21 protein-coding genes and 1 tRNA gene are annotated in these 24,843 nt (G+C 53.4%); 8 read left to right on the top strand and 14 right to left on the bottom strand.

Features of this window, described 5'->3' with window-relative positions; genetic code table 11:
• Window positions 1-24 precede the first annotated feature (24 nt).
• From Mal52_RS09160 to Mal52_RS09150, 3 genes are all read right to left on the bottom strand, one after another.
• Window positions 25-1,347 carry a multidrug effflux MFS transporter gene (locus Mal52_RS09160; RefSeq protein WP_145375560.1) on the bottom strand — a complete coding sequence of 441 codons (1,323 nt, stop codon included), beginning with the start codon at window positions 1,345-1,347 and terminating at the stop codon, window positions 25-27.
• Window positions 1,316-2,758 (bottom strand): MBOAT family O-acyltransferase, encoded by a 1,443-nt coding sequence (locus tag Mal52_RS09155; RefSeq protein ID WP_145375559.1) that lies wholly within the window; start codon window positions 2,756-2,758, stop codon window positions 1,316-1,318. The genes Mal52_RS09160 and Mal52_RS09155 overlap by 32 nt, the downstream gene beginning before the upstream one ends.
• Before the next feature lie 316 nt (window positions 2,759-3,074).
• The gene (locus Mal52_RS09150; protein ID WP_145375558.1) at window positions 3,075-3,836 is read right to left on the bottom strand and encodes an FkbM family methyltransferase; all 762 of its coding nucleotides are present in this window, start codon (window positions 3,834-3,836) and stop codon (window positions 3,075-3,077) included.
• Window positions 3,837-4,280: 444 nt separating this feature from the next.
• Between Mal52_RS09150 and Mal52_RS09145 the strand changes: the two genes are divergently transcribed.
• Both Mal52_RS09145 and Mal52_RS09140 read left to right on the top strand, forming a co-directional pair.
• Window positions 4,281-5,168, top strand: coding sequence for a glycosyltransferase family 61 protein (locus tag Mal52_RS09145; RefSeq protein ID WP_145375557.1), 888 nt, complete (start codon window positions 4,281-4,283; stop codon window positions 5,166-5,168).
• A gap of 155 nt (window positions 5,169-5,323) precedes the next feature.
• Window positions 5,324-7,585 carry a hypothetical protein gene (locus tag Mal52_RS09140; RefSeq protein WP_145375556.1) on the top strand — a complete coding sequence of 754 codons (2,262 nt, stop codon included), beginning with the start codon at window positions 5,324-5,326 and terminating at the stop codon, window positions 7,583-7,585.
• Window positions 7,586-7,595: 10 nt separating this feature from the next.
• On the opposite strand, the gene Mal52_RS09135 is transcribed toward Mal52_RS09140, so the two are convergent.
• The 4 genes from Mal52_RS09135 to Mal52_RS09120 all read right to left on the bottom strand — a co-directional run bounded on the left by Mal52_RS09135 (window position 7,596) and on the right by Mal52_RS09120 (window position 10,951).
• Window positions 7,596-8,474, bottom strand: coding sequence for a transglutaminase-like domain-containing protein (locus tag Mal52_RS09135; protein WP_145375555.1), 879 nt, complete (start codon window positions 8,472-8,474; stop codon window positions 7,596-7,598).
• A gap of 427 nt (window positions 8,475-8,901) precedes the next feature.
• Complete coding sequence (locus tag Mal52_RS09130; protein ID WP_145375554.1) at window positions 8,902-9,087, bottom strand: hypothetical protein; 186 nt, start codon at window positions 9,085-9,087, stop codon at window positions 8,902-8,904.
• Between the two features lie 158 nt (window positions 9,088-9,245).
• Window positions 9,246-10,574 (bottom strand): DUF1501 domain-containing protein, encoded by a 1,329-nt coding sequence (locus Mal52_RS09125; RefSeq protein ID WP_145375553.1) that lies wholly within the window; start codon window positions 10,572-10,574, stop codon window positions 9,246-9,248.
• Between the two features lie 152 nt (window positions 10,575-10,726).
• Complete coding sequence (locus Mal52_RS09120; RefSeq protein ID WP_145375552.1) at window positions 10,727-10,951, bottom strand: hypothetical protein; 225 nt, start codon at window positions 10,949-10,951, stop codon at window positions 10,727-10,729.
• Between the two features lie 188 nt (window positions 10,952-11,139).
• Here Mal52_RS09120 and Mal52_RS09115 point away from each other — a divergent pair, with 188 nt between their 5' ends.
• A complete protein-coding gene (locus Mal52_RS09115; protein ID WP_145375551.1) occupies window positions 11,140-11,940 on the top strand; it encodes a phosphatidylinositol-specific phospholipase C/glycerophosphodiester phosphodiesterase family protein in 801 nt (266 codons plus the stop codon).
• Window positions 11,941-12,177: 237 nt separating this feature from the next.
• Here the strand turns inward: Mal52_RS09115 and Mal52_RS09110 are convergent, their stop codons facing one another.
• Complete coding sequence (locus tag Mal52_RS09110; RefSeq protein WP_197534770.1) at window positions 12,178-13,191, bottom strand: PIG-L deacetylase family protein; 1,014 nt, start codon at window positions 13,189-13,191, stop codon at window positions 12,178-12,180.
• 608 nt (window positions 13,192-13,799) lie between these two features.
• Between Mal52_RS09110 and Mal52_RS09105 the strand changes: the two genes are divergently transcribed.
• Together Mal52_RS09105 and Mal52_RS09100 are read left to right on the top strand one after the other, a co-directional pair.
• Window positions 13,800-13,884: transfer RNA gene (locus Mal52_RS09105), tRNA-Ser, on the top strand.
• Window positions 13,885-14,464: 580 nt separating this feature from the next.
• Window positions 14,465-15,163, top strand: coding sequence for a hypothetical protein (locus tag Mal52_RS09100; RefSeq protein WP_145375550.1), 699 nt, complete (start codon window positions 14,465-14,467; stop codon window positions 15,161-15,163).
• 480 nt (window positions 15,164-15,643) lie between these two features.
• Here the strand turns inward: Mal52_RS09100 and Mal52_RS09095 are convergent, their stop codons facing one another.
• The 6 genes from Mal52_RS09095 to Mal52_RS09070 form a co-directional block, all read right to left on the bottom strand.
• Window positions 15,644-16,492: a hypothetical protein gene (locus tag Mal52_RS09095; RefSeq protein ID WP_145375549.1), complete on the bottom strand. Its 849-nt coding sequence runs from the start codon at window positions 16,490-16,492 to the stop codon at window positions 15,644-15,646.
• 171 nt (window positions 16,493-16,663) lie between these two features.
• On the bottom strand, window positions 16,664-17,338 hold the full coding sequence (locus tag Mal52_RS09090; protein WP_145375548.1) for a hypothetical protein: 675 nt from the start codon (window positions 17,336-17,338) through the stop codon (window positions 16,664-16,666).
• A 546-nt stretch (window positions 17,339-17,884) separates the two neighbouring features.
• Window positions 17,885-18,397, bottom strand: a complete 513-nt coding sequence (locus tag Mal52_RS09085) for an SMI1/KNR4 family protein (protein WP_197534769.1) — start codon at window positions 18,395-18,397, stop codon at window positions 17,885-17,887.
• 142 nt (window positions 18,398-18,539) lie between these two features.
• Window positions 18,540-18,728, bottom strand: coding sequence for a DNA/RNA non-specific endonuclease (locus Mal52_RS30460; RefSeq protein WP_420824947.1), 189 nt, complete (start codon window positions 18,726-18,728; stop codon window positions 18,540-18,542).
• A gap of 16 nt (window positions 18,729-18,744) precedes the next feature.
• Window positions 18,745-19,032 (bottom strand): DUF6881 domain-containing protein, encoded by a 288-nt coding sequence (locus Mal52_RS30190; protein ID WP_145375546.1) that lies wholly within the window; start codon window positions 19,030-19,032, stop codon window positions 18,745-18,747.
• Window positions 19,029-20,198, bottom strand: a complete 1,170-nt coding sequence (locus tag Mal52_RS09070; protein ID WP_145375545.1) for an HYD1 signature containing ADP-ribosyltransferase family protein — start codon at window positions 20,196-20,198, stop codon at window positions 19,029-19,031. The genes Mal52_RS30190 and Mal52_RS09070 overlap by 4 nt, the downstream gene beginning before the upstream one ends.
• 440 nt (window positions 20,199-20,638) lie before the next feature.
• On the opposite strand from Mal52_RS09070, the gene Mal52_RS09065 reads away from it, so the two are divergent.
• From Mal52_RS09065 to Mal52_RS09055, 3 genes are all read left to right on the top strand, one after another.
• Complete coding sequence (locus Mal52_RS09065; protein ID WP_231962572.1) at window positions 20,639-22,363, top strand: ArnT family glycosyltransferase; 1,725 nt, start codon at window positions 20,639-20,641, stop codon at window positions 22,361-22,363.
• Between the two features lie 403 nt (window positions 22,364-22,766).
• A complete protein-coding gene (locus Mal52_RS09060) occupies window positions 22,767-23,384 on the top strand; it encodes an RNA polymerase sigma factor (RefSeq protein WP_145375543.1) in 618 nt (205 codons plus the stop codon).
• Between the two features lie 492 nt (window positions 23,385-23,876).
• A complete protein-coding gene (locus Mal52_RS09055; protein ID WP_145375542.1) occupies window positions 23,877-24,842 on the top strand; it encodes an Lpg1974 family pore-forming outer membrane protein in 966 nt (321 codons plus the stop codon).
• Window position 24,843 lies beyond the last annotated feature (1 nt).

Genomic DNA, 24,843 nt, shown 5'->3' with positions numbered 1-24,843 from the left:
GTCGCTGCAATAGGCCCGGCAACGTCAATCAGTGTTGGCCGGCCATCCCAAGCGATCCTGCAACACATCCGCTAAGCTCTGTGTGTACCGAATCTGCGCCTCCTCGGTGAGGTGCATCATATCGTGATAATCGGATTCTGGATGAACGGGCAATTCATCGGATAGGATCAGCACGTCGGGAAATCGTTTCTTTAAGATCTCCTTATAGTCCAGAAAGTCGCGGCGCACGGCGGGATCAATTTGCTGACTGAGGACCGGATTGACCTGTCCAAAGATCAAGACGACTTGAGTCCCCGTTTGCTGCGCTCGCTGGAGAAACTTTTCCAAGGCGGTTTTGTGGAACTCAGTATCGTCATTGACGGCGTAAGTCTTTGCCATTCGCGTAATGGTTTTTTCGTGCGCTGCATCCCGCTGTTGTTTTTTCCGAGCAGCCGACTCGGTATCCGATTCCAGCGCCGGTTGGTCACGTTTGATTTTGTTCTCGACCGCAGGCGTGCCAAACAGAAAATACTCAAGACTGCGACGCGATTGAAATGCTGGCAAGACCGAAGCGACATACCCATTGATGCCGCGATTGCCGATATCGAACCGCTCGATATCCAACTCCTGCAAGGTGGGCCATGCTGAAACCTTTAGCAACGGCAACAACCGGGCTCCCGACACCTTGGTGTAAAAATTCAATTCGCTCAGGTAACAGATCGCGACATCGGGAGGGTCGTCTCCATACCATGGTTCTGTCAGCAGGAACTCAATCGTGTGCGAACCAACGTAGGAGAGGTTGGCAAAATATTTTTGCGGGGCAAACCGGCGATTCAATGTCGGTTCATCAATCTCACTGAGTCCCTGGCTGGAACCGAGGATGACCACCTTTTCCTTCGCGTCGCTGTCACGATGCAGGATTCGGGCGATTTGAAACTCCGGTTGTTTGCTATCCCCGCTGCCGGCGAATAAGACCATCCAATACGAACCGGTTTCCCCGGCTGCTCCGATCACGCCATTGACCGTTGCGAAGGCGATCAAGGAGAGGGGCAACCAAGCCCACAGCGGTGAGCACCAGCGGCGCACGATTCGCGCTGCCAACAACGCCACACCGATCATCCCCACGGCCATCGCGAGAAACCACAGGCCTTCGCGCATGCGGATGGCGATGAACTCCGCAGGTTGCGTGATTCGTCCACGACTTTTTTCAATGAGAATGGTGCCAAATCGATCAGCGACCTGCTCCGCGACGAATCCGCCGCCGAGCCAATCAAACGCCCAGTAGGCCGCCACCGCCGTCAAAAACAGGGCCAGCAACCAAGCTTCGGGCCGCCAATTAGAATTGGAAGTAGATGAATTGTGATCCACCGAAAACTCCCAGCGCGGTAATTAAGAGTAATGCAGCCGTAAACGCGAAGACTTGTCGCCCAAGCGGCCAAGTATGAAATCGCTCGAAAGCTTCATGCTTCCATTGAAACAACAGAACTAGGCCCCCCAGAAACAACACCATGCGAGAATATTGTAGCGGCGGCCCCCAGTCGGGCGGAGTCAGCAGCACCGAGGTACTATTCAGCACCATATGAAACTGCATAGCGGCCGCTTCAATGGCACCGGCGCGAAAGATCAGCCAGCCGATACAGGTCAGGTGAAAAAACACGACAACCGTCAGGCCCCGCCACAGGGGACGTCCCCATGGAACCTTAGCGGCTTGTTCGTCAATATGTTTCAGCAGCGGTGTGAAGCGGCGATGAATGCTCAACAGCAGACCGTGAAATAGGCCCCAGATGACGAAAGCCCACCCCGCTCCATGCCACAAGCCCCCCAGCAGCATCGTTGCCATTAAATTGCGGTAGGTAATCCAATCGCCGTGCCGATTACCGCCCAAGGGAATATACAGATAATCGCGAAGCCACGATGACAGGCTGATGTGCCAGTGTTGCCAAAAAGCGGACGGGTTGGAGACAAGATACGGTGCGCGAAAATTCACCATCAAGTCAAAGCCTAACACCTTGGAGATCCCGCGGGCGATATCCGAGTACCCCGAAAAATCGCCATAGATTTGAAAGGCGAAGGCGTAGATAAAAATCCAAGATCCCGCATCAGCATACGGCAGGCTGCTGCCTTGGAAGGCCGTATCGACCAGCGGTGCCAAGCGGTCGGCGATCACCAGTTTTTTCACGTAGCCCAGGGCCATCAACGCGATACCGTCGACCGCTGCCTGAGCGCTGAATGTGCGCGGCGACTCGACTTGGGGCAACAAGTGCAGCGAGCGTTCGATGGGACCGGCGACCAGTTGTGGAAAAAACGAGACATACAGCGCGAAGTCGAAAAAGTGTTTCGCCGGCGGACATTGTCGGCGATAGACGTCGATTGTGTAACTGAGCGATTGAAACGTATAAAACGAAATCCCCACCGGCAGAATCACGTTCAACGTAGGCGCGTCGACGGCGAGTCCGAGCCCCTCTAACAACCGTCCGGCGGACTCGGCAAAAAAATTGTAATACTTGAAAAATCCCAGGCAGCCCAGATTGGTCAGTAAGCTGAGGAGTAAATAGCGGCGCCGCACTATATCGGAGTCCGACTGGCTAATCCGCCGTCCGCAGACATAATCGACAACGGTCGACAAGAACAGCAGCGACAAAAACCGGTAGTCCCACCATCCGTAGAAGACGTAACTGGCGACCAACAGGACGTGATTTTGCCAGCGATGCTGGCACAAGAAGTACAGCGGCAGCACGATGCACAAGAAGACGAAAAAGACCAGAGAATTGAAGATCATTTCGAATCGGTGCCGGGACCGCTATTGACTCAGTATACCTGCCGATTTAGACAGACGTTTGCCACAATCACATCATTCGACACCGAGTTGGAAGGTGCAAGCAGGATTGCCGGGAATTCGAAGCGGACCCGAGAGCGGTTCCGAAAATTCCGTTTTTGGCGATGAAATGGTGCAGGAGGTGGGGTTCGACGCTTTGGCTGCCTGAGTGTCTATTGGGGGACGGTTGAATCTGTGCCGTGGTTGCTGCAGGATTCGATCGCCGGGACGTTTTCCGCGTCTTGTCGTTCGATTGAATCATCGACGCGCAGCTGGGGCATTAGCCTTGTGCGTCGCTACCCTGAACCGTTCCCTCCATATATTTCTTGTTGATAAAAAGCATGTCCGTCCAACTCAATAGCCGCTTCTGAAAATGCTGTTTATAAAAAGCGACAAGAGAATAATCCCGTTCTGTGAGAAAGCGAAACATTTCATCGAATGGTGCACTCCCCACGTATTGTTTTGAAAAGATCACTTCTGTGAGTACCATTCCAATACGCCCGTCGCGCAACAATCCCTCGGCACCTTTGAGAACTTCTGAGTCATAGCCCTGCGTGTCCGTCTTCAGTATGTCGATGAATGATATGTCTTGTTTCGCAACGAATTCATCCAACGTAATCACATCCACTTCGGACTTCTTGGTTATTTGACCATCGCAGAATTCATCCGGACTCAGAAATGAGCTCATGTCCGGTTTTTCATTTTCAAGGAGGGTCAATTTCGCATTCTGGGACCCCACACCATTATTCCATGTGGTGACGTCTTTTAGCCTCCACGCTGCACAATTTTTTTCCAATTGAGCATATGTACTCGGGCTAGGCTCAAAACAATGGATCGACGAATCTGCAAACATTCCTTTGAATTCTCGAGCGGACTGGCCGAAGTTTGCTCCAACATCAAAAATGAGAAGGGATTTTTTTGGCCCGATCAAGGTATGAATGTCGTGAAGTGGAGATTCCCCCATATGGGTTGGTTTGAATGGCACCAGATCGTATCCAGCTGACCGAATCGACTGACGCACAAACTCTTTGACTCGCTTCATGGAGGCCTTTCAAATATTCAAACGCCGAATACCACATGAGAATTCAGTATGGGCAGCGGTTCTCCCCGAACGCAACATGAATCACGTAAATGAATAAATCCCCCCACCTTTTTCTACCAGCATGAGTGTAAACGGGGAAAGTTTTTGGCTACGTCAGGTCAATCAAACCCTGTTCACAAGGATAAACGACACTAAACAGCCGCTAAAGAATCAACAGGTGTCCGGTATTTGTGCGATATCGGCATCAACCGCAAATATTGATTTACGCAGCTCACACGCTTTGTGGATATGCTAAACTTCGAACACTTTCGGACCATACCAGGAAGGCTGAAGGTCGCATAAGGAGTCTTAGAGCCCGAAATGCAACCGATTCTGGACATCATCCGTCGACGATATGCATGAGGACTTGGCGACGATCGCCTTTGTTCCGGACGATCCCCTGAAATGCGAAACATCCTCAAATCCCTCATTCCCGATACGCTCCTCCAAAGCCTGCGCGCGTACTTGGTTCAACGCAATCGCCGTAACATCTGCCAATTGAGCCACCGAACCGAGCAGTTGTTGGAACCGGTGAACAATGTCGAGCACTACTACCACTTCATATTCGATCTTTGTTTACCGTTGCACTTAACGCTCCAAGCGGCCTCCCCCAACGCCAAATTCAGCTTGAGAGACTTTGGGATTTTCACTGAGCGTCTGCCGTTGTTGTTTCCTGACCGGGTCAAGATCGTTGGCAAGGATCATGACACCGACGGTCTGACGTGTCGTCCGTTGAACGGCATGAATCCCGTTTTCATGCGTCTGAGCAGACAAGAACTTGAGTCGTTCACCAGTCACGTTTTGACGACACTCGACATCGATTCTACTGCCTCTCCGAATAAGATCTTGCTCATTGAGCGACTTCCCCCGGAATCGTACTTCGTGAATCAAGCCACCAAAAAAGGCGGAGGCGCGTCGCGGCGATCGATTCCTAACTTTCAGGAATTCGTTGAATCGCTCCAGAATCGAATTCAATCGCCTTACGAACTGCAAACCGTGCAATTAGAAAAGCTGTCCTTTCAAGAGCAAATCCAACTGTTCCACCAGGCGGTGTTGGTCATCGGGCAGCATGGCGCGGGATTGGCAAACGCGATATGGATGCGTCCCGAATCGAGTATGATCGAATTGAGCAATGTTCCCAAACTTGTCCACTTTCGAAATATTTGCCAAGTGATGGGGCATAGCTACCACCTATACCCCACTGACGGAGCTCATGTGGCGATTGATATTGACGATTTTTCGAGTTGGCTTTCAGGCGAAGATGGTCTGGAACAGCTGCTGGAAACGCAATGAGCAAACTCCCTGGCAGCGGCCTCTTGAGAAACGATGAACACCGTCGTTTTCGCGCCAACCCAATTGCCATTGGGTCAACTGAATTGCCCTTGGAAATATAAACACGTTGAATCGCCCCACCTGAGTCAGCTAAAATCGCAATAGGAAGTTCCAACATGTCCGTCTTTCAGAAACGGCATCTCATGAAGATCTGGCTCGGCCTTGGCGTGACAATATTGATGATCGGCGGGGGGATTGCGCTCACCGGCAACCAAGGAATTGCTCTCCAAAGCCTTGGGTATGCTCAAGAAATTCTTTCCTCCGCCGGGAAAGCCGTATCGACATCGAAGCCGCCGCAGGCATCGACGAACGGCAAACCCTATCCATTGACAGTGAATGGCAAGCAATGGACTTTCCGCACACCTCCGCCGAAAAACTTGAAAATCCGCGAGAAGCACCCCCGGTTTCTGCTTCCTGGTCACGAAGAAGAAATCGAGGGCAAACTGAGAGACCCGCGGTATGGAATGCTTCACAAACTTGCTGCAAAACGGCAGCCGATGGCATATCAGGCATTGGTGTATGCGATGAGTGGCCACAAACCGTCCGGCGAGGCGGCCAAGGAATATCTGCTGGGATTGCCGGCAACAGTTCAGGGAACGGGTGCCGCGGCAGACGTATATTTCCAGATGATGATCTACGATTGGTGTCACGATTTATTTACGGATGCCGAACGCGAGCAGGCGATGAATATTATATGTCGACGTGTCGGAATACTGATGCCGGAACCTGGTAGCACTGAGACGATCATCGACCCTCTGCGGCCAGCTGAGACCAAAGAGAATGGATTCACAGAATGGTTCAACAATGACATTCATGATCCCTCTCAGGTCGCAGGTTACTTATGGCGTGGTCTCATCGCACTAGCTTTCCATGGTGACGGTGTGCGCGATGAGTGGTGTGAATACGTCTACCAATCGATGTTGCATAACACGGACGCTCGAATCTATCCCGTCTACGATGAAAAGCGTGGTGGATTGGTCGACTCCCACAATCAACGTGCACTCGATTCGGGTGGGATTCAAAGCGGCTGGAACACTGATCGCGTCATGGATGGCTACGAATTTTACTTCCATCACTGGATTGTGGAATTCATGGCTGCATGGAGCACGGCCACCGGTGACGACCTGTTCACGGACAACAATTATCTCCGGCTGATGCCACACCGCGTTGCGTATCGTTGGCACGAGGGAATCGCACTGGGCAGTAGCAAGTCATCTCAAATATTACTGATGCAGACCGGTTTGTACCGCGACCAAGACCCAGAGATGGCAGGCTTAGCGCGTTGGCTGGGTGAAAAAGGTGGGGCTGGAATGTACAAAGAATTTCAGTTGTTTCTGTTAGGCGATATGAACTTGCCGCCAATTCACCCCAAGGATATTCCGCGGATGAAGTTGGGCAAGTATCTAGCGGGGGACGATATCTGCCACTCCCGTTCATCCTGGGAACCGGACGCAACGTGCGTTGAGATGTTCACGCGTGCGATGGACACGCATCGGTATGAACCGGACGTGGGGGGATTGCATATTGTCCGTAAAGGCAAACCACTGATCATGCGTGGCTCGGGTCGCAAAGGTTCTTGTGAAACATTGATGACCGCCAATACGATGATTTGGAAAACTGGTGGCCGAGCCGAAGTGAATAACCAAGGGAACACCTACTGGGGCGGAGTGCACCTGCGTGGTCCATTTGCCAAAAAACCGTGGGTGGGACGGGTAAAATTTCCGTTGGATGCAACAACCAATCCCTCATACCGCGGCCCTGAACCGACCGAAGACCATGGTACAGAGGACTACCATGTTTTCACGGTTGATTCCGCAGAATTGCGAATCGGCCGCAGTAAACCTGACGACCCCAGAAGTACTCAACGTCTTGACGTTGATAAAGCCAAACGAACGATTGTGCATCTCCGGCCGAACGACGCTGGAAAAGAATTTGTAATAGTCTATGACCGCTTGGACGTTGCCGAAGACCTCTCCCATTGCTGGGCAGCACGGTTCCTAAATCAGCCCGACGCCACAGCCACCACGTGGTATGCAGAAAACGACGGGCAGGCGATCAGCGGCTCGGTGTTGACCCCCGGATTGGCCGTTGAGGTGCGGGGCGGCATCCCGAAAATGACCGAGGGGCCAAATGGCGAATCATACGACGGCGCCGCCAAAAACTTTTACGACGATGGCAAAAACAAAGACGTACAAGGAGAATACGCCATCTTTATCAAACCGCAGACAATCCGCCCACAACAGGATTATTGTGTGGTGCTGGAAGTTGGCGACGCGGGTTTTGTTCCCGCAGACGCGACGATGGATGGCAAAGTCGTCAAGGTCGGGGGCTGGACGGTTGATTTCACGGAAGAAGACGAGACGAAGGTCACTCGCTAGCAACTTCCACCTAGCCCTCCGTTGATTTTGATTCCGTGGACGTTGAAGCAACGTCGTCTCGTCGGTGCTTTCGCCAGCGCCAGATGCGGCGTATTGCGGGTGGGATGATTACGATCATGAAGCAGCAACCGAATGCCGCATAGGCCACCATCAATGCCGGCTCTTCGGAAAAATAGGGGCGTTGCAACCCGGCGATCTGTTCTTCGCTCATCACCACGTTGAGAGTACTGTAGGCCGATTTCCAGAAGTCGCTTTTTTTCCAGTTGATGGTACTCACATCATCAAACGGATAGCGTTCAACGGGATACTTGCGTGCCAACTCGTTTCCGCTGTCGACCTCCGTGGCAATGATCGACTCTAAGTTGTCAGCGATATACGGGATGGACATCGGTGTTCCATCCTCATTTCGATAACAGATGCCGAATAATAGGTCGACGATGTAATCCCCACGTTCTGTCGCCACGCGGGCGACCGCATGGCGGGCTTCGCCGCTGGCGTCGTGCAAACAGAGCTTCGAGGACTCAATGCCCAATTGATTGGCCAAGACGATAAAGGCCCGCGCCTTATAGGCACAATCTCCTCCCTCGTCGATCACCTGGCAAGCTGTCGGTTTCAACGCTTGAAACACCGGCGAGAGAAAATATACCTCCGGCCGTCCGCGGGGAACGTCATGCGCCACATAATCGACGAGTTGCACCACCTGTTGCGAGACCGGTTCGCGTTCGTCGACTGCCTGCTTCGCCACCTGTTGCAATCGGTCCGCATCGCGAAAGTATGCTGCCATTGAGACCACACCCAATGCCAACAGACTCGCGACGACGCCCCATTTCAAGACCATGGCGACGCGTCGAATGATTCGAAAGGGCGATGCGGAATGCGCTGTACTCACGTTCAAGGAGATCCTTATTGTTCGGCCGAATCAATGGCAATACAAAGCACCAAAGCACTCGTATTTCGACCTATCCATCTCGTAGGTCAAAACATCGCTTTAGGCCATTGTACCATACGGTCGAAAGCAAAAACGACCTCGTTTTTCTTGTCGCCGTTGCGATTTCTCAACAGATGACGGCTTCTTAGGCCCTGATGTGATCGCGACCTTGGCCGACCGACTTGGGAACCGGCATAAACGGCATTGTCTGAATAAGCAGCCATCTGCCGCAGCCCACTTCCCTGTGGGCGGACGGAGAACCTGTAGCGGTGCAGGCAAGAATCCACCGCAACGGGTGCTGCTGCGCATTGAAGGTGGTTCGCAATCGGGGTCGTTGCGTGCTGCACCTTCCACTAGGCGCGAGCGGTCAGAACTTCAATCATCGAAGCTAATACTCACCGCAACCGCCGGTCGACTTTTTCTCAGAGTGTTCGTAGTCGTCTTCAAAATCGACCTCGCTCACCGGTGCGATGGAACTCCCAGCCGCTGGTTCGTTGACCGATGTTGAACTGATTGCCCCCACCGAAATCCCCGTCACCGCCATGAACGCCGCGATAAGCCCAAACAGCTTCATGATCACATCTCCTTGATTCCAAGCACTGGTCTAAGGAAGACTCACCGGTTCAATTCCCGGCGAACACCGGAAAGCATCGCAGATCCGACGGTGAAATGCAAAAATTATCTGGCTGACCCGGACGGTAGAATTCTTGGTAAACATTGGCCGCGTTGCAGCTACAACAATTCAGGAATCGGTCCACCGTCTCCCAAAATCGGAATGGGACGATTGCTGCCGTCGTAGAAATGATGTTTGTCGTCGATGCCCATTACTCTGTACATCGTTGAGAGCAGGTTGCCGGGCGTGTACGGTTTGCTGATCGGATAGGCGGCGCTTGAGTCGGTTTCGCCAATCATCTGCCCCACTTTCAAACCGCCGCCGGACAGCAACATCGACATCGCGCCGGGCCAGTGATCGCGCCCCGCATCTTTGTTCACCCGCGGCGTGCGGCCGAACTCGCCGAAGACCATCACCAAGACTTGCTTGTCCAACCCCCGCTCATAGATGTCGTCGACCAGTGCGGCAATCGCCCGGTCGTAGCGTGGCAGCGTCTCTTTTTTCAGCCTGGCGAAGTTGTTCGCGTGCGTATCCCAACCACCGCCCGAAAGGCAAGTCACATACGATACGCCGGCTTCGACCAACCGGCGTGCCAGTAGACAATTTTGACCGATGAACGTGTGTCCGTACTTGGCGCGCAGCTTGGGATCTTCGCTGTGAATGTCAAACGCCTTAGCTGCTTTGTCACTGGTGATCATGTCGACGGCATCATGATAGAACGTATCCATCCCCTGCAAATCGCCATGCAGATCGACGTCGCGCCGCATCGTATCCAGGCCCGCCAGCAGTTCCCGACGATTCCCCAGACGATCCAGTGTCATGCCCGGCACGGGTTGGAGATTTTTGACTTGAAAATCTTTGGCAACGGGATCTTGATCGGTCGTGAATGGATTATACGCCGCCCCTAAATAGGCCGCGTTGCCGAACGAGACTTTCCGCGGTACCGCCATATAGGCGGGCAAGCCCGGTTGATTGGCGCCGCGCATCTTGGCGACGACCGATCCGCAGGCGGGGAAGATATTATCGGTGGTCACGCGGCCGGGATTGTGACCGGTGAGGATCCATTGCGAAGCGATCCCATGCGCCGGAGTTGAATGCGCGACCGAACGCACGATGGCGAATTTGTCCATCACGCGGGTTTGGAGTGGCAGTTGATCGCTGATGCGGCAGCCGGTGACGTTGGTGGGGATCTCTTGGAATTCACCCCGAATCTCGGCCGGCGCGTGCGGCTTCATGTCGTACATGTCAATATGACTGGGGCCGCCGCCGCAAAAGATTTGGATCACGGCGGTCTGCTGCACGTCTTTACCGGCGCGTTTCGCGTGAGCTTTGCGGCGCAACAAGTCCGGCAGCGCCAATCCACCCGCCGCCAACATGCCGATTTTCAGCACATCCCGGCGAGAGACCCGGTCGCAATTGCGAAACGTGCGTCCCTGAATATCGAACATCCACACCACCTGATGCTAAGGCAGCCCGCAGCGGAAAACGTCGACTCTGCCGATGGCGGTGCGTCTATGAAACGCGCGCTCAACCGACAATGCACGCAGCATACCATGAATATACGGCACGGAACAATAGTTCATCCCCGAGCGGGTCACCGCTACTCTCCCATCCGACTGTTTTTGGCCGAGACATTCCACCATGTCGTGATGAGAATCCAGGCAAAAAACAGTATCAGCACTACGCAAAAGCCCAGCGAAATCCAACTCTTGGTGACGATAGCCTGATAGGTATGAATGGCCAATCGAAGCAGCGGAATGCCGATCATGAGCAGGCACAAGATGACCACCACCAGCCATTGTCCCAGAAACCGTAAAATTGCCATCGCTCACCCGTCCTGTTTAGTGCTTGTGTGTGGAATGTGCGTCTTCATCTAATTTTCACAAGCGCACAAACGGACGATTTGTTACAGCAATCGCGGGCGAATTTGCTAGTTGAGCCTCTATGGGTTTGGTATGCTCAACTCCCCATAGTTTTCTCATCGCTTGTCCCCAATTTTAAAGACGGACCGCCATGTTTCGCATCGCATTGTTCTCGTGCCTGTTGCTGTTTGCCGCGGATGCTGCGGCGGCGGCGGACCAGGTGACGCCGCTCCCCCAAGCGCACGCCCACAACGATTATCATCACGACGTCCCATTGGGCGATGCGCTCAAGCATGGATTTTGCAGCGTCGAAGCGGACGTGTTTCTTGTCGATGGCGAATTGCTCGTAGGGCATTCCCGCGATGAACTCCGCCCGGAGCGGACGTTGGAAAAGTTGTACCTCGCGCCGCTCAAAGAACGGATCAAAAACAACGGCGGCCGGGTCTATCGCAACGGGCCCGAATTCACGTTGTTAATCGACTTCAAAAACGATGGCAAGCAGACTTACCTCGCATTGCGGAAGCTGCTCAAAAAATACGCGCCGCTGCTGACGTCGGTCACCGGCGATCAGATTCAGCGCGGAGCGGTGACGATTGTGATCAGTGGCGATCGTCCACAGAAAGCCATCGCTGCCGACAAGATACGGCACGCGGGAATTGACGGACGGTTATCCGATTTAAATTCCCAAGCGCCCGCGCATTTGATGCCGATGATCAGTGACCGCTGGGGCACGCATTTCAGTTGGAACGGGGATGGCGACATCCCTGCTGCGGAAAAAGAGAAGCTCGACACGATCGTGAAAAAAGCACACGCTGCCGGTCGCACGGTCCGGTTTTGGGCGACCCCCGAAAACCCGCAAGTCTGGCAAGTGCTATTCGACGCCGGCGTCGATCACATCAACACCGACGATCTCGCCGGCCTGCAAACCTTCTTGCTCAAACAACAAAAGTAGGGTGCGTCGCGACGCACCTTTCTAGGTAGGATAGATTCTGCTTATAGGTTTTAGCCACAGAGATCACCGAGAACACAGAGGACTTTTGTTCTGGCTCTCATATGGCAAAGCGATGGTCCTATGTGGAATCAAACACTTCGCGAACTCAAATTACTCAAGGTACACAACAAGCCAGATCGCTTCTTTTTTCTCTGTGACCTCTGTGTCCTCTGTGGCAAAAAAAGCCACCAATCCAAATCACGGTGCTTTCACTTCCGGGAAAAACGGAAAGAGCTTGCGCAGTTCCTCCGGCGACGGTTGGTGGCCGTATTCGCAGATTTCGAAAGCTTCGGCATATTCAAAAGGTGTCGCGCGGTCCCCGTACCATTTGTTTAATTCCGTCGCATAGGCCTTGGCCGTTTTGCGGTCGCGGTTTTCGAAAGCGTCCCGCACTTCGCGACGACGCTTTTGACGTTGTTCCTCGCCGCCGGCGATCAAATCAGCGGAACCGAGTGCGCCTCCTTCGACAAATTGCGACTCCATATCGACCAACGCTTCCACTTTGCGGTCCATGACCGAATCGATGCCGACCGCCACGTCCGCTTGGAAGGGATACGGCTTCTTGAAGCGATCGGGGTAATACAAAAATACTGGGTTCTTTGCCAACGGCTCCGCATCGGGGCAGAAAAACGGCACCGCTACCATATAGGCGGCGTCTTGGACGAGGACTCCGGTGTAGCGATGGTCCGGGTGATAGTCGTTCGTCCGTGGTCCCATCACGATGTCTGCTTTCCATTCGCGGATCAGCCGCGTCACTTTACGTCGATTTTCCAAGGTCGGCGTTAATTCGCCATCGTGAATATCGAGCACCTCAGTCGTGATCCCCAACAGATCGGCCGCGTGTTGGACCTCGGCATTGCGTCGCTGCGCTAAAGGGCCTCCTGCCATTTTCCAGTGGCCGATGTCACCGTTGGTCAGCGCGACGAATTTGACATGATGCCCCTGTTGCGACCAGAGCGCCGCGACGCCGCCTGCTTTGATTTCACAATCGTCGGGATGCGCGCCGAAGCAGATGATCCGCAACTTGCCATCTTCCGCGGGCGGCGCCGGCTTTGCGTTTTGTTTGACCTTGTCCTTTGCAGATTTTTGCGTCTCTTTTGCCGCTGCTGCATTCTCGGCAAATGCCGTCGGCGCATCGTTCCAGAGACGTCCACAGAGCAGTCCCAGCAAAAAAATGGTCAAGGCAAATGTCATCGCGGAAGATCGCCGCATGTTGAGGTCTCCATTAGGTATTCATTGATCAAATGCGCTGTGCTGCACGCTGATTTTTTTAGCCACCGATTCAAAAGCGTCGGACATCAAATCCCAAACCGACAGCTTGCCGTCGCACACAGCAAGCCCTGCCAAGAATCGCACCATTGCAGTGTTTGTTACACGAATGAATCACGGACATAAACATAAAGAAGTGCGACAGGGTGAACCGTGTCCAGACAGGGGCACCGTTCCATTGTGAGAACCATCGGCTGTTCGTGCAATGTGGCTGTCGGGGAGAACCAAGGTTTCCGTGGAAGAATCCCCCGGACATTCAACGGCAGACCTTGGGCCGGAAGAAGAGTAGGCGCAAGCGGCAGCAAGCAGCCTAAAGAGCGAAGAGCAATGATTTCCAACCGCCGGTACCTGCGCATCGGCGTTTTCACACCAATGTGCATTGAGTAGAATCAGGATTTCAGCCAAGATCACCGGTGCAGAGCCCCACGATAAGCCCATTTCTGTCAAAGAGATGGGCCGTTTTTGCCTTTCGTCCGAACCTGCAACACGCTATAAACGTCAAAACGATACACGTTCGCAGGGCACCGTCCTAAGTTGGCGTCCTGAACCTCGGAGAGATGACGGAGTGGTCGAACGTGCCGGTCTCGAAAACCGGTGTGCCGCAAGGTACCGGGGGTTCGAATCCCCCTCTCTCCGCTTTTTCCTATCTCCTTTGCCAGCCCCACGATACGCTCCTCGCACCGTTCCCGCCTGGGTTTGTGACATCTTTAGCCCACCTCCTAAAGAACGGCTCCAGGGCAGCAAACGGCTGATGCGATGCACTTCCGTGTAAACAGAGGTTGCTCGAAGCAACGGCTAACACCCTCCCGCCCTGCTCTTCCCGGCCCGTTTTCCCATTGCTGCACTGAGTATGGGCTCCTTTCTAGGCTGCTTCTTGTGCCTCGCCCTAGTTGACCTTCTCTTAGCAGGGCTACGACAACTTCAGCCGGAGCCTGATGTAGTGAAAGTTTTGCGGGGTAAGAGGCTGCCCGCAGATCGCAGGTTTTGTTGTTCTGCGTCGAAATTTCAGTCCGCTCCCGATTCGACGGTCAGCGATACCACAACTGCGTCAGGATGGAAAAACAGAATCGTGGGAATTAGACATCTTGCCTGGCGTTAATCATGATTCCAAATCACGGTTCAGGCCATCAGCGACCCAAAGCGTGGCTCGATTCAATCGCTGAGAGAACTGCTGCCAGACCTAGAGTTCTCTTCGTTCAGTAGTGGCAATAAATTTATGACCGTATTTACCTTCCATCTTGCAAAAACAAAGATTCGCACCACGGCCGGGGCTCTTTGTTGCTCACCAAGCGGTCAGCAGATCCCTGGGCTGATTCACGCAGAGTGTATGGCCAAGATGACGCTCGGTGCGCCGATCCTTTCACCTGCTCGGATGCAACTTCACCATCTGGCGATGTTCGCTGCATGGGAGAGCAAAGCGGCTATTGATGATTTTCTCGGCGGTGCCAAACTTGGCCGAGAGCTGGCGACCGGTTGGCATGTGCGAATGGCTTTCCAGCGTCGTTGGGGACAGGTCAGTGAATTTGGCGGTCTAGCTGAATGTGTTGGAGAACAGGATCCCGCCGCACCGGTGGTTGCAGTGACCCTCGCTCGTCTAAAACTGTTACAAGTGCCGCGTTTCATTCGATGGGGCAAACCTGTCGAAGAGCTAGTCCGAGACCACCCAGGTACGACCTTGGCGATCGCAGCGATGAGACTGCCTCGAACAGTCTCGACCTTCACTGTGTGGAATTCTCTGCAAGAAATGGGCGACATGGTCCACGGGCAGAGCCGCGTACCTCGCCCCGCACGTCACGCTGATGCAATGGTGGAGCGTCAGCGAAAGGACTTCCACTTCGAGTTCACAACACTGCGCTTCAGGCCAACCGCAGAGTATGGAGAGTGGGAGGGACGCACCAAAATCGTTCCGAGCTGAGACGCTTAAGTCACATTGCGATCAACCTCCATTGCAAGCAGCATTCATCCCGACAGACTTGAATGGCATTGGCAATGCTGAGGAATCGCAGCTTCCCCAACATGATCGTTTACGCTACCGATGCGCCTCGCCGCTGGAAAACTTTCGAATTGTGTTATCGAATGCTCATCGGTGGTTTATTTTTGCCGTCAGTTTCCCTCTGAATTTTCGTTTGCACTTCCTTTGCGGGCTCAGCTTACGTCCGTCATTGTTTTTGGACCGCGCGGTGTTGCTCAACACCGATGGCCGACTCAAAGGCATATCGCTGTTGAATCCGCTGTCGAAGGATTCAGCGTTCAACAAGAGCTTGAAGCCGAAGCCGAAAGCACTGCCGTCAGGCGTGCCCACGTTCAAGCCGTGGAAGCCTGCTCAACCGGCACGCTTTGTGCCACACAAACCGGTTCAGCCTGCGAAGATCGTGATGCGAAAGCCGAAGCACTCCTAATACGTCGAGTCTTCCGGTACGTTTTCGCATAGCCATTTCGAGAGCAATTCAAGTTCAGCAATGTTGGCTTGTGATGCCAACTGTTGAATCGCTGGTTTCATTTCAGACGACTTCCATCCGCTCGAATTCAAACAGAACCACGCACCTTCCAGATCGTTAGACTTCAGTAGTTGCGTGAATAACTCAGGCTTGCACACGCTGTCAAACCAGGGCGGCAAGTCTGACGATTGAGCAGCCATCTCATCTGTAACTTCAAATTCACAATAACGCCTGAGGGCTACTGCTCCAAACGGAAAGTCGCCAGTGTATTCACCACCAACTGACACAAAGCGAAAAGGCAAACTAGTTCTAAATGCTGGATGCTGTGCAATATCATCGTCCTCTTGGTACTCGCTGAAAAAATCTTCTACCGCATCTTCTGGGCACAGTCCCGTAGAGTTCGCAAATTCAGCAACTTCTTCGGCATCTGGCACATTGCAAAGAAAGTCAAAAACAATCCAGATTCTTAGCTGGTCAGAGGTTCGTGCTAGTTCGGTGAACCTTTTCGTCTCAGTGTGATACCTGACGAAAGTTGTCTCACGATCCCCAAACCAGTGATGCAGCACTCCAATGTAGTCTGGCCCGGCTGAATTCGACCAAACCGGCAAGATTGCGGGCGGCAACCCATAGCTCAAGCTGCAAGGCACATCAAATGTGAATTCAGGAGGAATAATCTCTCCTGAAGCACAACGCAAAAGCCAGTCTGGCATTCCGAGTGATCGCAGTAATTCCAACACGGCTATACCTAATTCCCAAAGTAGCTTGGTGGCAACGGGTAAAACGAATCGTCCAATCGCAGAACGCACGCGTGCCACCGGCTCCGCCAGTGTACTACAAAATCAGCCCGAGACTCCCTCCCGCGGGGCGGCGTAGCCGTGGGAAACCGCTATGGGAAATCGGGCCTTCGCAGTGACGCTCTCTTGCCGACTTCGTCGTCCCAGAAAGCAGAATCTTTCTGGGCCACCCGCGAGTGCTGTTCAGTTTGTAGCTTCAATGCCCAACAGGCTGGCTATGTGATTGTGCAAGGCGTAGAGATTATCTCGATCCACTAAGTCTGTTGTTGCAATGATTAACGCGCCACCCTCCTGGATTACTGCTCTTTCAATTTCTCCATCGAGTCGGGTGACAACTTCTTCTGCACCGAATCCGAACGCACGATGGCAGAGTTGATCATCGAAGTAGTTTATTGGGTTGAAGCGATAGACAGTGTCTCGGCCATCAATATCTTTACCAGTTTTCTGGGCAAGCTCGACAATATCTTCGTAATCATCTATGTCGAGGTCCAGGTCTAGAATAATAGTCGCTCGATAAGCTACAAAAGCCTTAACAATATCCTCAAATATACATCCGGAGAATTGCGCGTAGTGTATCGCATTTTCCTCCAGGTTCAACGTGAGGACATCATCGAAAATAGCTTTATCTGACATTCCTTGAGAGTATCTTGCTGCGTAACTGATGGCACCTTTAATGTTGGCTTTCAAATAGGGATTCAAGCTACATGATGCACTTTCACCACTCAACGAAATCTGAACATCTTTGGGTAAGATTTCCCAGAGCCAAGTCACGAACGCTAGGTTGCGAATCACATCAGAATGCCGATCTCTGACTTCCTGTCCTTCTACTGCTCTAAACCTAAACCTCGCTTGAATCATCGAACTAATCACCTTACTCGCGTTGAGATATTTGTAATGTTAAGTTGTCTCAGAACCTGCTGAGCCTCTCTTCGAGCAGCAGTGGTTGGAAATTCGAGTACTGCCCTAAAGCCAGGATTCTGCTCAATCGCTAAACTCTTCCTTATGAGACCGTCTCGGACGCACGCGTGCCACTGACTCCGCCAGTGTACTACAAAATCAGCCCAAGACTCCCTCCCCGCGGGGCGGCGTAGACGTGGGAAACCGCTATGGGAAATCGGGTCTTCGCTGTGACGCTCTCGTGCCGACTTCGTCGTCCCAGAAAGCAGAATCTTTCTGGGCCACCCGCGGTCAGTTCTGGTCGGCGATTCTTGATTGTTGTTCCTTTGCGGGTTCAAGTTACGTCCGCCATTGTTTTTGAACCGCGCGGATATCGTAACCGCCACGTCTTCGTTGTCGACACGTTATTTTTGCAGTCGGTTTTTGCAGGGATTTTCGCTTACACCTCCCTTGCGGGTTCAGTTTGCGTCCGTCGTTATTTTTGGACCGAGCACATCATTTCGACCATCACTCGCGAGTAGCAACGAAGGATATTGGTGGAGCATCGGGAAAGTCCGACGGAAATATTTTGCAGCGGATATCGGAGCGAATCATCGCAACCAAAAATTCAACAAAACCAGATTCGTGGCGAAATACCTCTGGACTTCGAGGCCCCATGACGGCAATCGTCCATAGGTTTGGATTTTGACCGTTAACTACCCAGAAGATGTTGTCACCGTTGTCTGTACTAGCAAACGGTAGAAAGCCATTTGTAGCCGGATAGCTTGGCATAGAAAACATATCTGGAAAATTTCTTGAGCTTTCTTCAAGTGCTGAAAGTATGATCTTTGCCTGTGATATCAAATTAAGATGTTCATTCTCAGCGGCAGGATTGAATACCCTTAAAAAATCATCCACAACGCCTGAGCCGTATTGCATAAGAAAGTCTTTGTAGTCGTCGGGGAGGTTAGTTAGATCACGCTTACACCGCTTCCAGTCATCATCAGACGGTATTTCCAATGGTATTACCGGTGGGGGCATCAACTCTGATAGATTCTTTATCACACACATTGTTATATGCCTGGAGGGTTCAAAACCGTGACATCAAGCCGGAATCCACCGGAACCGCGAGCATTTAAAGTAATACCATGTGGAATCCTTCCAGTGAAATTGTACAGAGGGGTCACGGTGGAATCGACAATCTGCCCCCTTCCACAGCCTGACGAATCGCTGCCTCATAACCTCGCATCACAGGTGAGTTTGCAGCGTTTTGCTCCAACGTATCCAGATTGCGAACCTCGTTGCCCGAACCACCAAGTTGATCGCCAAGCAAATGACCACGGGCACGATTGGCTCCACGTCTTCCAGTAATGAATCCGGGCGGTCTGTTAAGACGCGTATTGAGTCCATATTTTCTCGAACTCGTCGGCGCCGATTTCGACAGGCTTGAACTGTGGGTCCGCGCCGATTTCTTCGATTGATGGCAACGGTTCTTTGGACAGTTTCGTGTCACCTGTCCGCCCGTTCTGATCGGCGCAGCCAGCCGTTCCGTTGCGAAAGACTTCGACTTTGCGCAGTTCCCACATTTCGTCGTCGAGTTCCGAGTAGAGCATCACTGGCTCAGTTGCGAAGTCATGAACCCACTCAACGCGCAGATATGACCTTGCTTGGCTCATGGCGTTTTCCCGCTGCTGATGACTCGGCTTGAGATGTCGAGCGGTGTGTCGTTCGGAATGACGTAGACACCGTTCCGCCCCTTCACAACGTTCAGGTCGGTCACGTCGATTTCGACGTAATGCGTAAACCTTCGCCCCTGAAACGGTTGTCCAAGAAATTCTCGTGACAACTGCGCCGGAGTTTTCGTTCCAGGCACAAAGTCAGAAACGTACTGTCCGTTTCCGTACCGAACGTCCTTCGGATTCGCAGCTTTGGTTGAAGCGTTCAACTGCTTCGACGAAAGAATTCCCTGTTGCCCTGCTTCATCCGTGTAATGGAAGACAGTGCGTCTCGCTGCACTGTTTGGGGCTCCCGCGTTACCGCCAAGCGACGTATCCAGATCCACGAACACACCGCCACCGGGTGCCCGTGCGTGGTATGGATTGACGCAGTTGTTGTGGACAAGCAACGGTGGGCCGGTGGCGTGGCCTGCTTTGACGTGGTATGTGTGCCAGTCGTCGACTTCGAAGTTGTAGACCGGTACCCCGTCGGAGCGTGGAATGTGTGTGCTGGCGACGAGCGTTGATGTGCCGCCATGGCTGTCGAGCAGCTTGGCGCCGGGGCTCAGTTCGGCAGCGGGGACCCAACCCGAATCGGCGACCCAAAACGGGTGTTCGTCGGTCGTTTCAATCGTCTGCAGTCCGCCAGACGCTGAACGGATTGTCAGCTCGCAAATGTGGTCGGAAGTGCGCTGGAACGTCCGGACAACACGCTTGGAAGCAAGTTCACCGGTCACCTCGTTGCGACCCAAGACGAGGTCGCCGGCCCGAATTTCTTCGATCGGTTTTTCGACGTACCGCGGCAGACTCGGGGTCGAGACTGTCGAGGCCTGCGCGACAGAAGCCGCCTCCGCACGGCCACCAACCGCTGCGGCAATGCGATACGCCTGCCCGAAACAGACGACGGCAACCGCAACAAACAACAGCCGAACCGCAAGCGGGCGTTGGTTATATTCGGTCATGAAGTATCCTTGAGTGTGATAAGCATCCGCCAAACCTGCCACATCGCCGACCAGAGCGTACAGATTCCCGAACTCATCGGTCAACCGATGCTGCAGCAACCAAACGCTGTTGGCGGTGTCATAACGCCCGACCGTACGAATCACGCCGCCCGGATCGGCGAACATCCAAGCGGTCTGCGTTGCCCCGGTAGTCGTGTCGCCCAGGGAGACGTCGGCTGCGGCCAGATCGCTGAGCGGATCGTAGAGGTTTGCTCAGTGACATCCAGGTGTTTGATATGGATTTGACGGCGATCCCATTTGCTGAGGCAGCGACTGTCACGAGGCTCGTAGATTCTTGAGATGGGTTTAGAGCTCGGCATGGCGTATTCGCAATGCAGACGGCGTTGCGGGTGGTAGCGGAAACGTGATGGGGGGATCATACTGTGGTTGAGGAGCAACGTGTGTGCCTCGGTGCGGCTCGGCAGATCCATGCGATCAGAACTATTTTGCAAAACGACAGTGGAAGGCAATCAACAGTGGGCGAGTCGCTTGGCGAATCGGAAACTTGTCTGGCGACTACAACTAGCGTCGCTTATCCGCGCCCTGTTTGGGTGGCGGTGATTGTTTTGTTAATCGTCCAGGCTGGTTTGCTCGCCTATGCGGCGACGCGGCATAGTCCTACGCTTAACGAACCGGGGCATCTGGTTGCCGGGATGAGGCACTGGCAATTCGGGCAGTTTGAATTGTATCGCGTGAATCCTCCGCTGTCGCACATGGTGGCAGCTCTCCCCCTGCTCGCAACGGATGTGAAAACGGACTGGAATGATTTCAACGATGCCCCGGGCGCTCGGCCGGTATTTAATATCGGCGAAGATTTTATCACAGCAAATGGGGAGCGTTCCATTTGGCTATTCACACTGGCACGCTGGGCCGGCATCCCGTTCAGCCTGTTGGGTGGCTACTTCTGCTTTCGCTGGGGATCAGAATTGTACGGCAACGCCGCCGGATTGCTGGCGTTGGTGCTGTGGTGTTTTTCACCGAATATCCTGGCGCATGCTGAGTTGGTCACGCCCGATATGGCAGCCACATCGCTGGGGATCACGGTCAGTTATGCTTTTTGGCGCTGGCTGAAAAGTCCGACTTGGTGGGGCGCTGTCGTTGCAGGATTGTTGCTTGGACTGGCGGAACTGACCAAGTTTACCTGGGTGATCTTATTCGGCCTCTGGCCGCTCCTGTGGGTCTTCTGGAAACTGACCCACCGCAGATCCGATGACTCGAGGCAGCGGTGGTTGCCTCAAGGCTTGCAATTGATGATGCAACTGGTCCTGGCTGTCTATGTGATCAATCTAGGCTACGGCTTTGAAGGGTCTTTCACGAAGCTCGGAGATTTCAAGTTCGTCAGTGCTCTATTGCAAGGTACGGATGGTAAAGAGTCCGACAGCATGAACCGTTTTGCCGACACCCAATGGAAAAACGTGCCCGTACCGTTTCCCAAAGATTACGTGTTGGGAATGGACGTTCAAAAACGAGACTTTGAAGACTTTGCCAGTCCATCCTATTTGCGAGGCACATTTCAGCAGCGCGGCTGGTGGTACTACTACGTCTATGCTGCCGCGATTAAAATTCCACTGGGGACGTGGGCTTTGATTGTTTTGGCGCTTGTCAATTCGATCTTAGCGCGTCGCCGGGATGATGGATCCCGTTTCGCCGATACGTTTGTCTTGCTCGCGCCGGCGGTGGTGGTTTTTGTACTGGTCAGTTCGCAGACCGGCTTCAGTCACCACTTTCGCTACGTTCTCCCCTGCTTCCCATTTTTGTTTGTTTGGGTCTCGCAGGTCGCCAATGTTTTCGGCAGATGGAGTTGGAAAAGCGGCCTGGTCACTGCAGCGGTGCTTTGGTCTGTGGCGAGCAGTTTGTGGACTTACCCCCACAACCTGTCCTACTTTAACGAACTCGCCGGCGGCCCAATGGGAGGACCCGCGCACTTAATCAATAGCAACGTCGATTGGGGCCAGGATCTGTTGCATCTCAAGTCATGGCTGAAAGCGCATCCCGACGCCAAGCCGTTGCATCTGGCTTATTATGGTTACTACGACCCGGCTGACCTAGGTCTCGAATACACAGCCATTCCGAGGAAGCGGCCAGTCGACGACAACAAACAATCCTCAAGTGAACAGTTCGCTCTGAAGCCGGGTTGGTACGCGGTGAGCGTGAACTACGTGCGCGGTTATCCCTGGCGGGCGCCACAGGGAGCATATGCGGATTTCCAAAACTTCACGCCGATTGCTAAGGCGGGTTATTCGATCTACATCTACAAGATCGATGGAGACAACACGCACGCAGTCGAATGACTTGGCGGTCCAAGAGTACCGTCGCCTATCGTGTCCGTGGTGTAGCAGCTCGTCGCGATTCTTTGAAGCGGAGTCTCAGCGGCTTCCACATTTCCCCAAAGCAAAAAGTTCTGGACACTGAAGTCGGTTTTTAGAACCTCTGGATCTTTGTGAAAATCGCGACCGACAAACGCATTGCGAACCTGGGGGAGATGGTGAATTTCTTTGCCATGGGAATGCTAATTCCACGGGAAACGCCACTGCTGAGCTGCTTATTTGAGATGGAATGCGTTGTTGGTCAACAGGCGGTCTTGGTCTATGCTTTGGTTGCATAAACGGTGCTTGATTTGCCATTATGCAGTTAGCTTCACCAATTGCCAAAGTACTCACAACCACGCAGCATTCTTGTTAGGCAAATAACGTAATGAGCGACAAGGTAACATCCTTGAGCCTATTGGACCGAGCCCGAGCTGATGACCCAGAAGCTTGGCGAGAAATTTCCAAACTTTACGCGCCGTTGGTCTATCATTGGTGCCAGCGCGCCGGTTTGCAAAGCCATGATGCCTCGGACACGTTACAAAACGTATTGACTTCCGTATCACGCCACATCAATGCCTTTGAGAAAAAGAAGAACTCTGGATCATTTCGCGGCTGGCTGTGGACCATCACTCGGAATGAGATCCATCTTCACTTCCGTAAGGCAAAGCGCGTTCCCAAAGCCATTGGCGGTTCGAATGCAGCGCAGTGGATGGCGGAATTGCCTGCGGTCGAATCGGCCGAATTCGATGAACCCAAGGTCCCTGGAAAGCTAAGCGGACTTGTGTCGCGATGCTTGGATTTGGTCGAGACTGAATTCCAACCGACAACATGGAAAGCGTTTCAGTTGACGGCCATTGAAGGTTGGACCAGCGAGGCTGCCGCCCAAGAATTGGGGATGAAACCGAACTCGGTGCGCAAAGCCAAGTCGCGCGTCATGCATCGACTGCGCACAAAGTTTGAGGGATTGCCATGCGATACCTCGTTTGAATCCGCAATCCGTTAAATTGGCCCCTTGCTGCGTTTTGCCCACCCCCAGGAACCTCGACCCCACACGCATGGCCGGTGGATGTTTGGGGGATCTCATGCCCCTTACTCTCATTCCGTTTTAGGAATTTCTGCGTAAATTAAGAGTAAGTCTCTGCCGGCGACTTAATCAATTGCGCAAAGTTTGCCGATAACGTAAAGAGTAACGGCACATCGCGGAGCCACGCCGTTATGAGACACGGCGCCGGGTGCCGTTCGCGCAGCCGGATTCTCTCTTGTCTGTTTTGAGATTACAAATCAAAACCGCGATGCTCATCGCGACTCACCCGTTGTGTGGATTGAACATCCGATGCGGACTTTGTTCCTGTGCTTATTCATCCTTCCACAGGCGGCTTGGGCTCAGCCTGCGACGGTTGGACCACAGCTTCCAACGAGTGAGGTCTCGTTCTCCGTCCCCAGATCACAACCGAGCGAACTCTCTTATGGGATACCGCCGGGATGCGGTCCTGCCGTGTGTGCTGCTCCGGACGATGACGGAACGATCACGTTTTCCTCCGCGGTGTTGTTTTGGAAAGTCACCGAAGGCAGCGCGGAAAACTGGGCGCAAGAAATCACGCCTCTGGGCATCGGGACGACGTACGGAACGGCCACGCTGGTCGATGCGCCGTTTGAATGGAAAGCCGGGATTCGTATCGGCGCGGCCTACCAGCCTCCTGACAGCGATTTTGATCTGTCGGTTTCCTACACACACTTTGGGACCAATGCGACCAATCAAGCCACCGGCGAAGTCTACTCCGCTTTTTTGGGGAACTTCTACGTTGGCAATCCGGATGGAACCTCGTTCGGCCCCCACTACAGTAACGCTTCGGTCGACTGGGACTTTCGGTTTGATTCGATCGACCTTGAACTGGGGCGAGAATTTGCGATTAGCGACTCGCTGTCGTTGCGACCATTCGTCGGTTTGAAGTCGGCCATGATTGATCAGTCGATCCATTCCAATTGGAGCAGCCCAATCAATACGTCGTCGCAAACGTACCTCTTCACCGCAGCTGAAGAAGAATTGAAACAGGACTTCTGGGGGATCGGCCCTTCGCTGGGCGTGAATGCCGTAATACCGATTGTCTGCGAAACCGACTATTCACTCCGCATCTTCGCCAGTCCCTCCGCCGCGATCATGTATGGACGGTGGACGTTCAAGGACCAATACCGCAACAACGGACCGACGTCGACCGCACATCCCACGCCGGCAGTTGTCGACATCAATTCGGATCCCATTACCGGGGCGGCGACGATGGCGCGGGGGGTGTTGGGGCTGGAGTGGGTCCAATACGGTTCTGAAATCACCACCAGCCTGCGGCTGGGATATGAAGCGCAAATTTGGCTGAATCAGATGCAATTTTATTCCTACAACATGGGTCGCCTCAACAACTTGATGTCGTTGCATGGCGGCGTTTTCGAGTTGTCTTTGAACTTTTAGG

Origin of the sequence: Symmachiella dynata, from assembly GCF_007747995.1 — a bacterium.
In the GTDB taxonomy this organism is placed as follows: Bacteria; Planctomycetota; Planctomycetia; order Planctomycetales; family Planctomycetaceae; genus Symmachiella; species Symmachiella dynata.
This window is presented reverse-complemented; position numbering and strand designations above follow the sequence as displayed.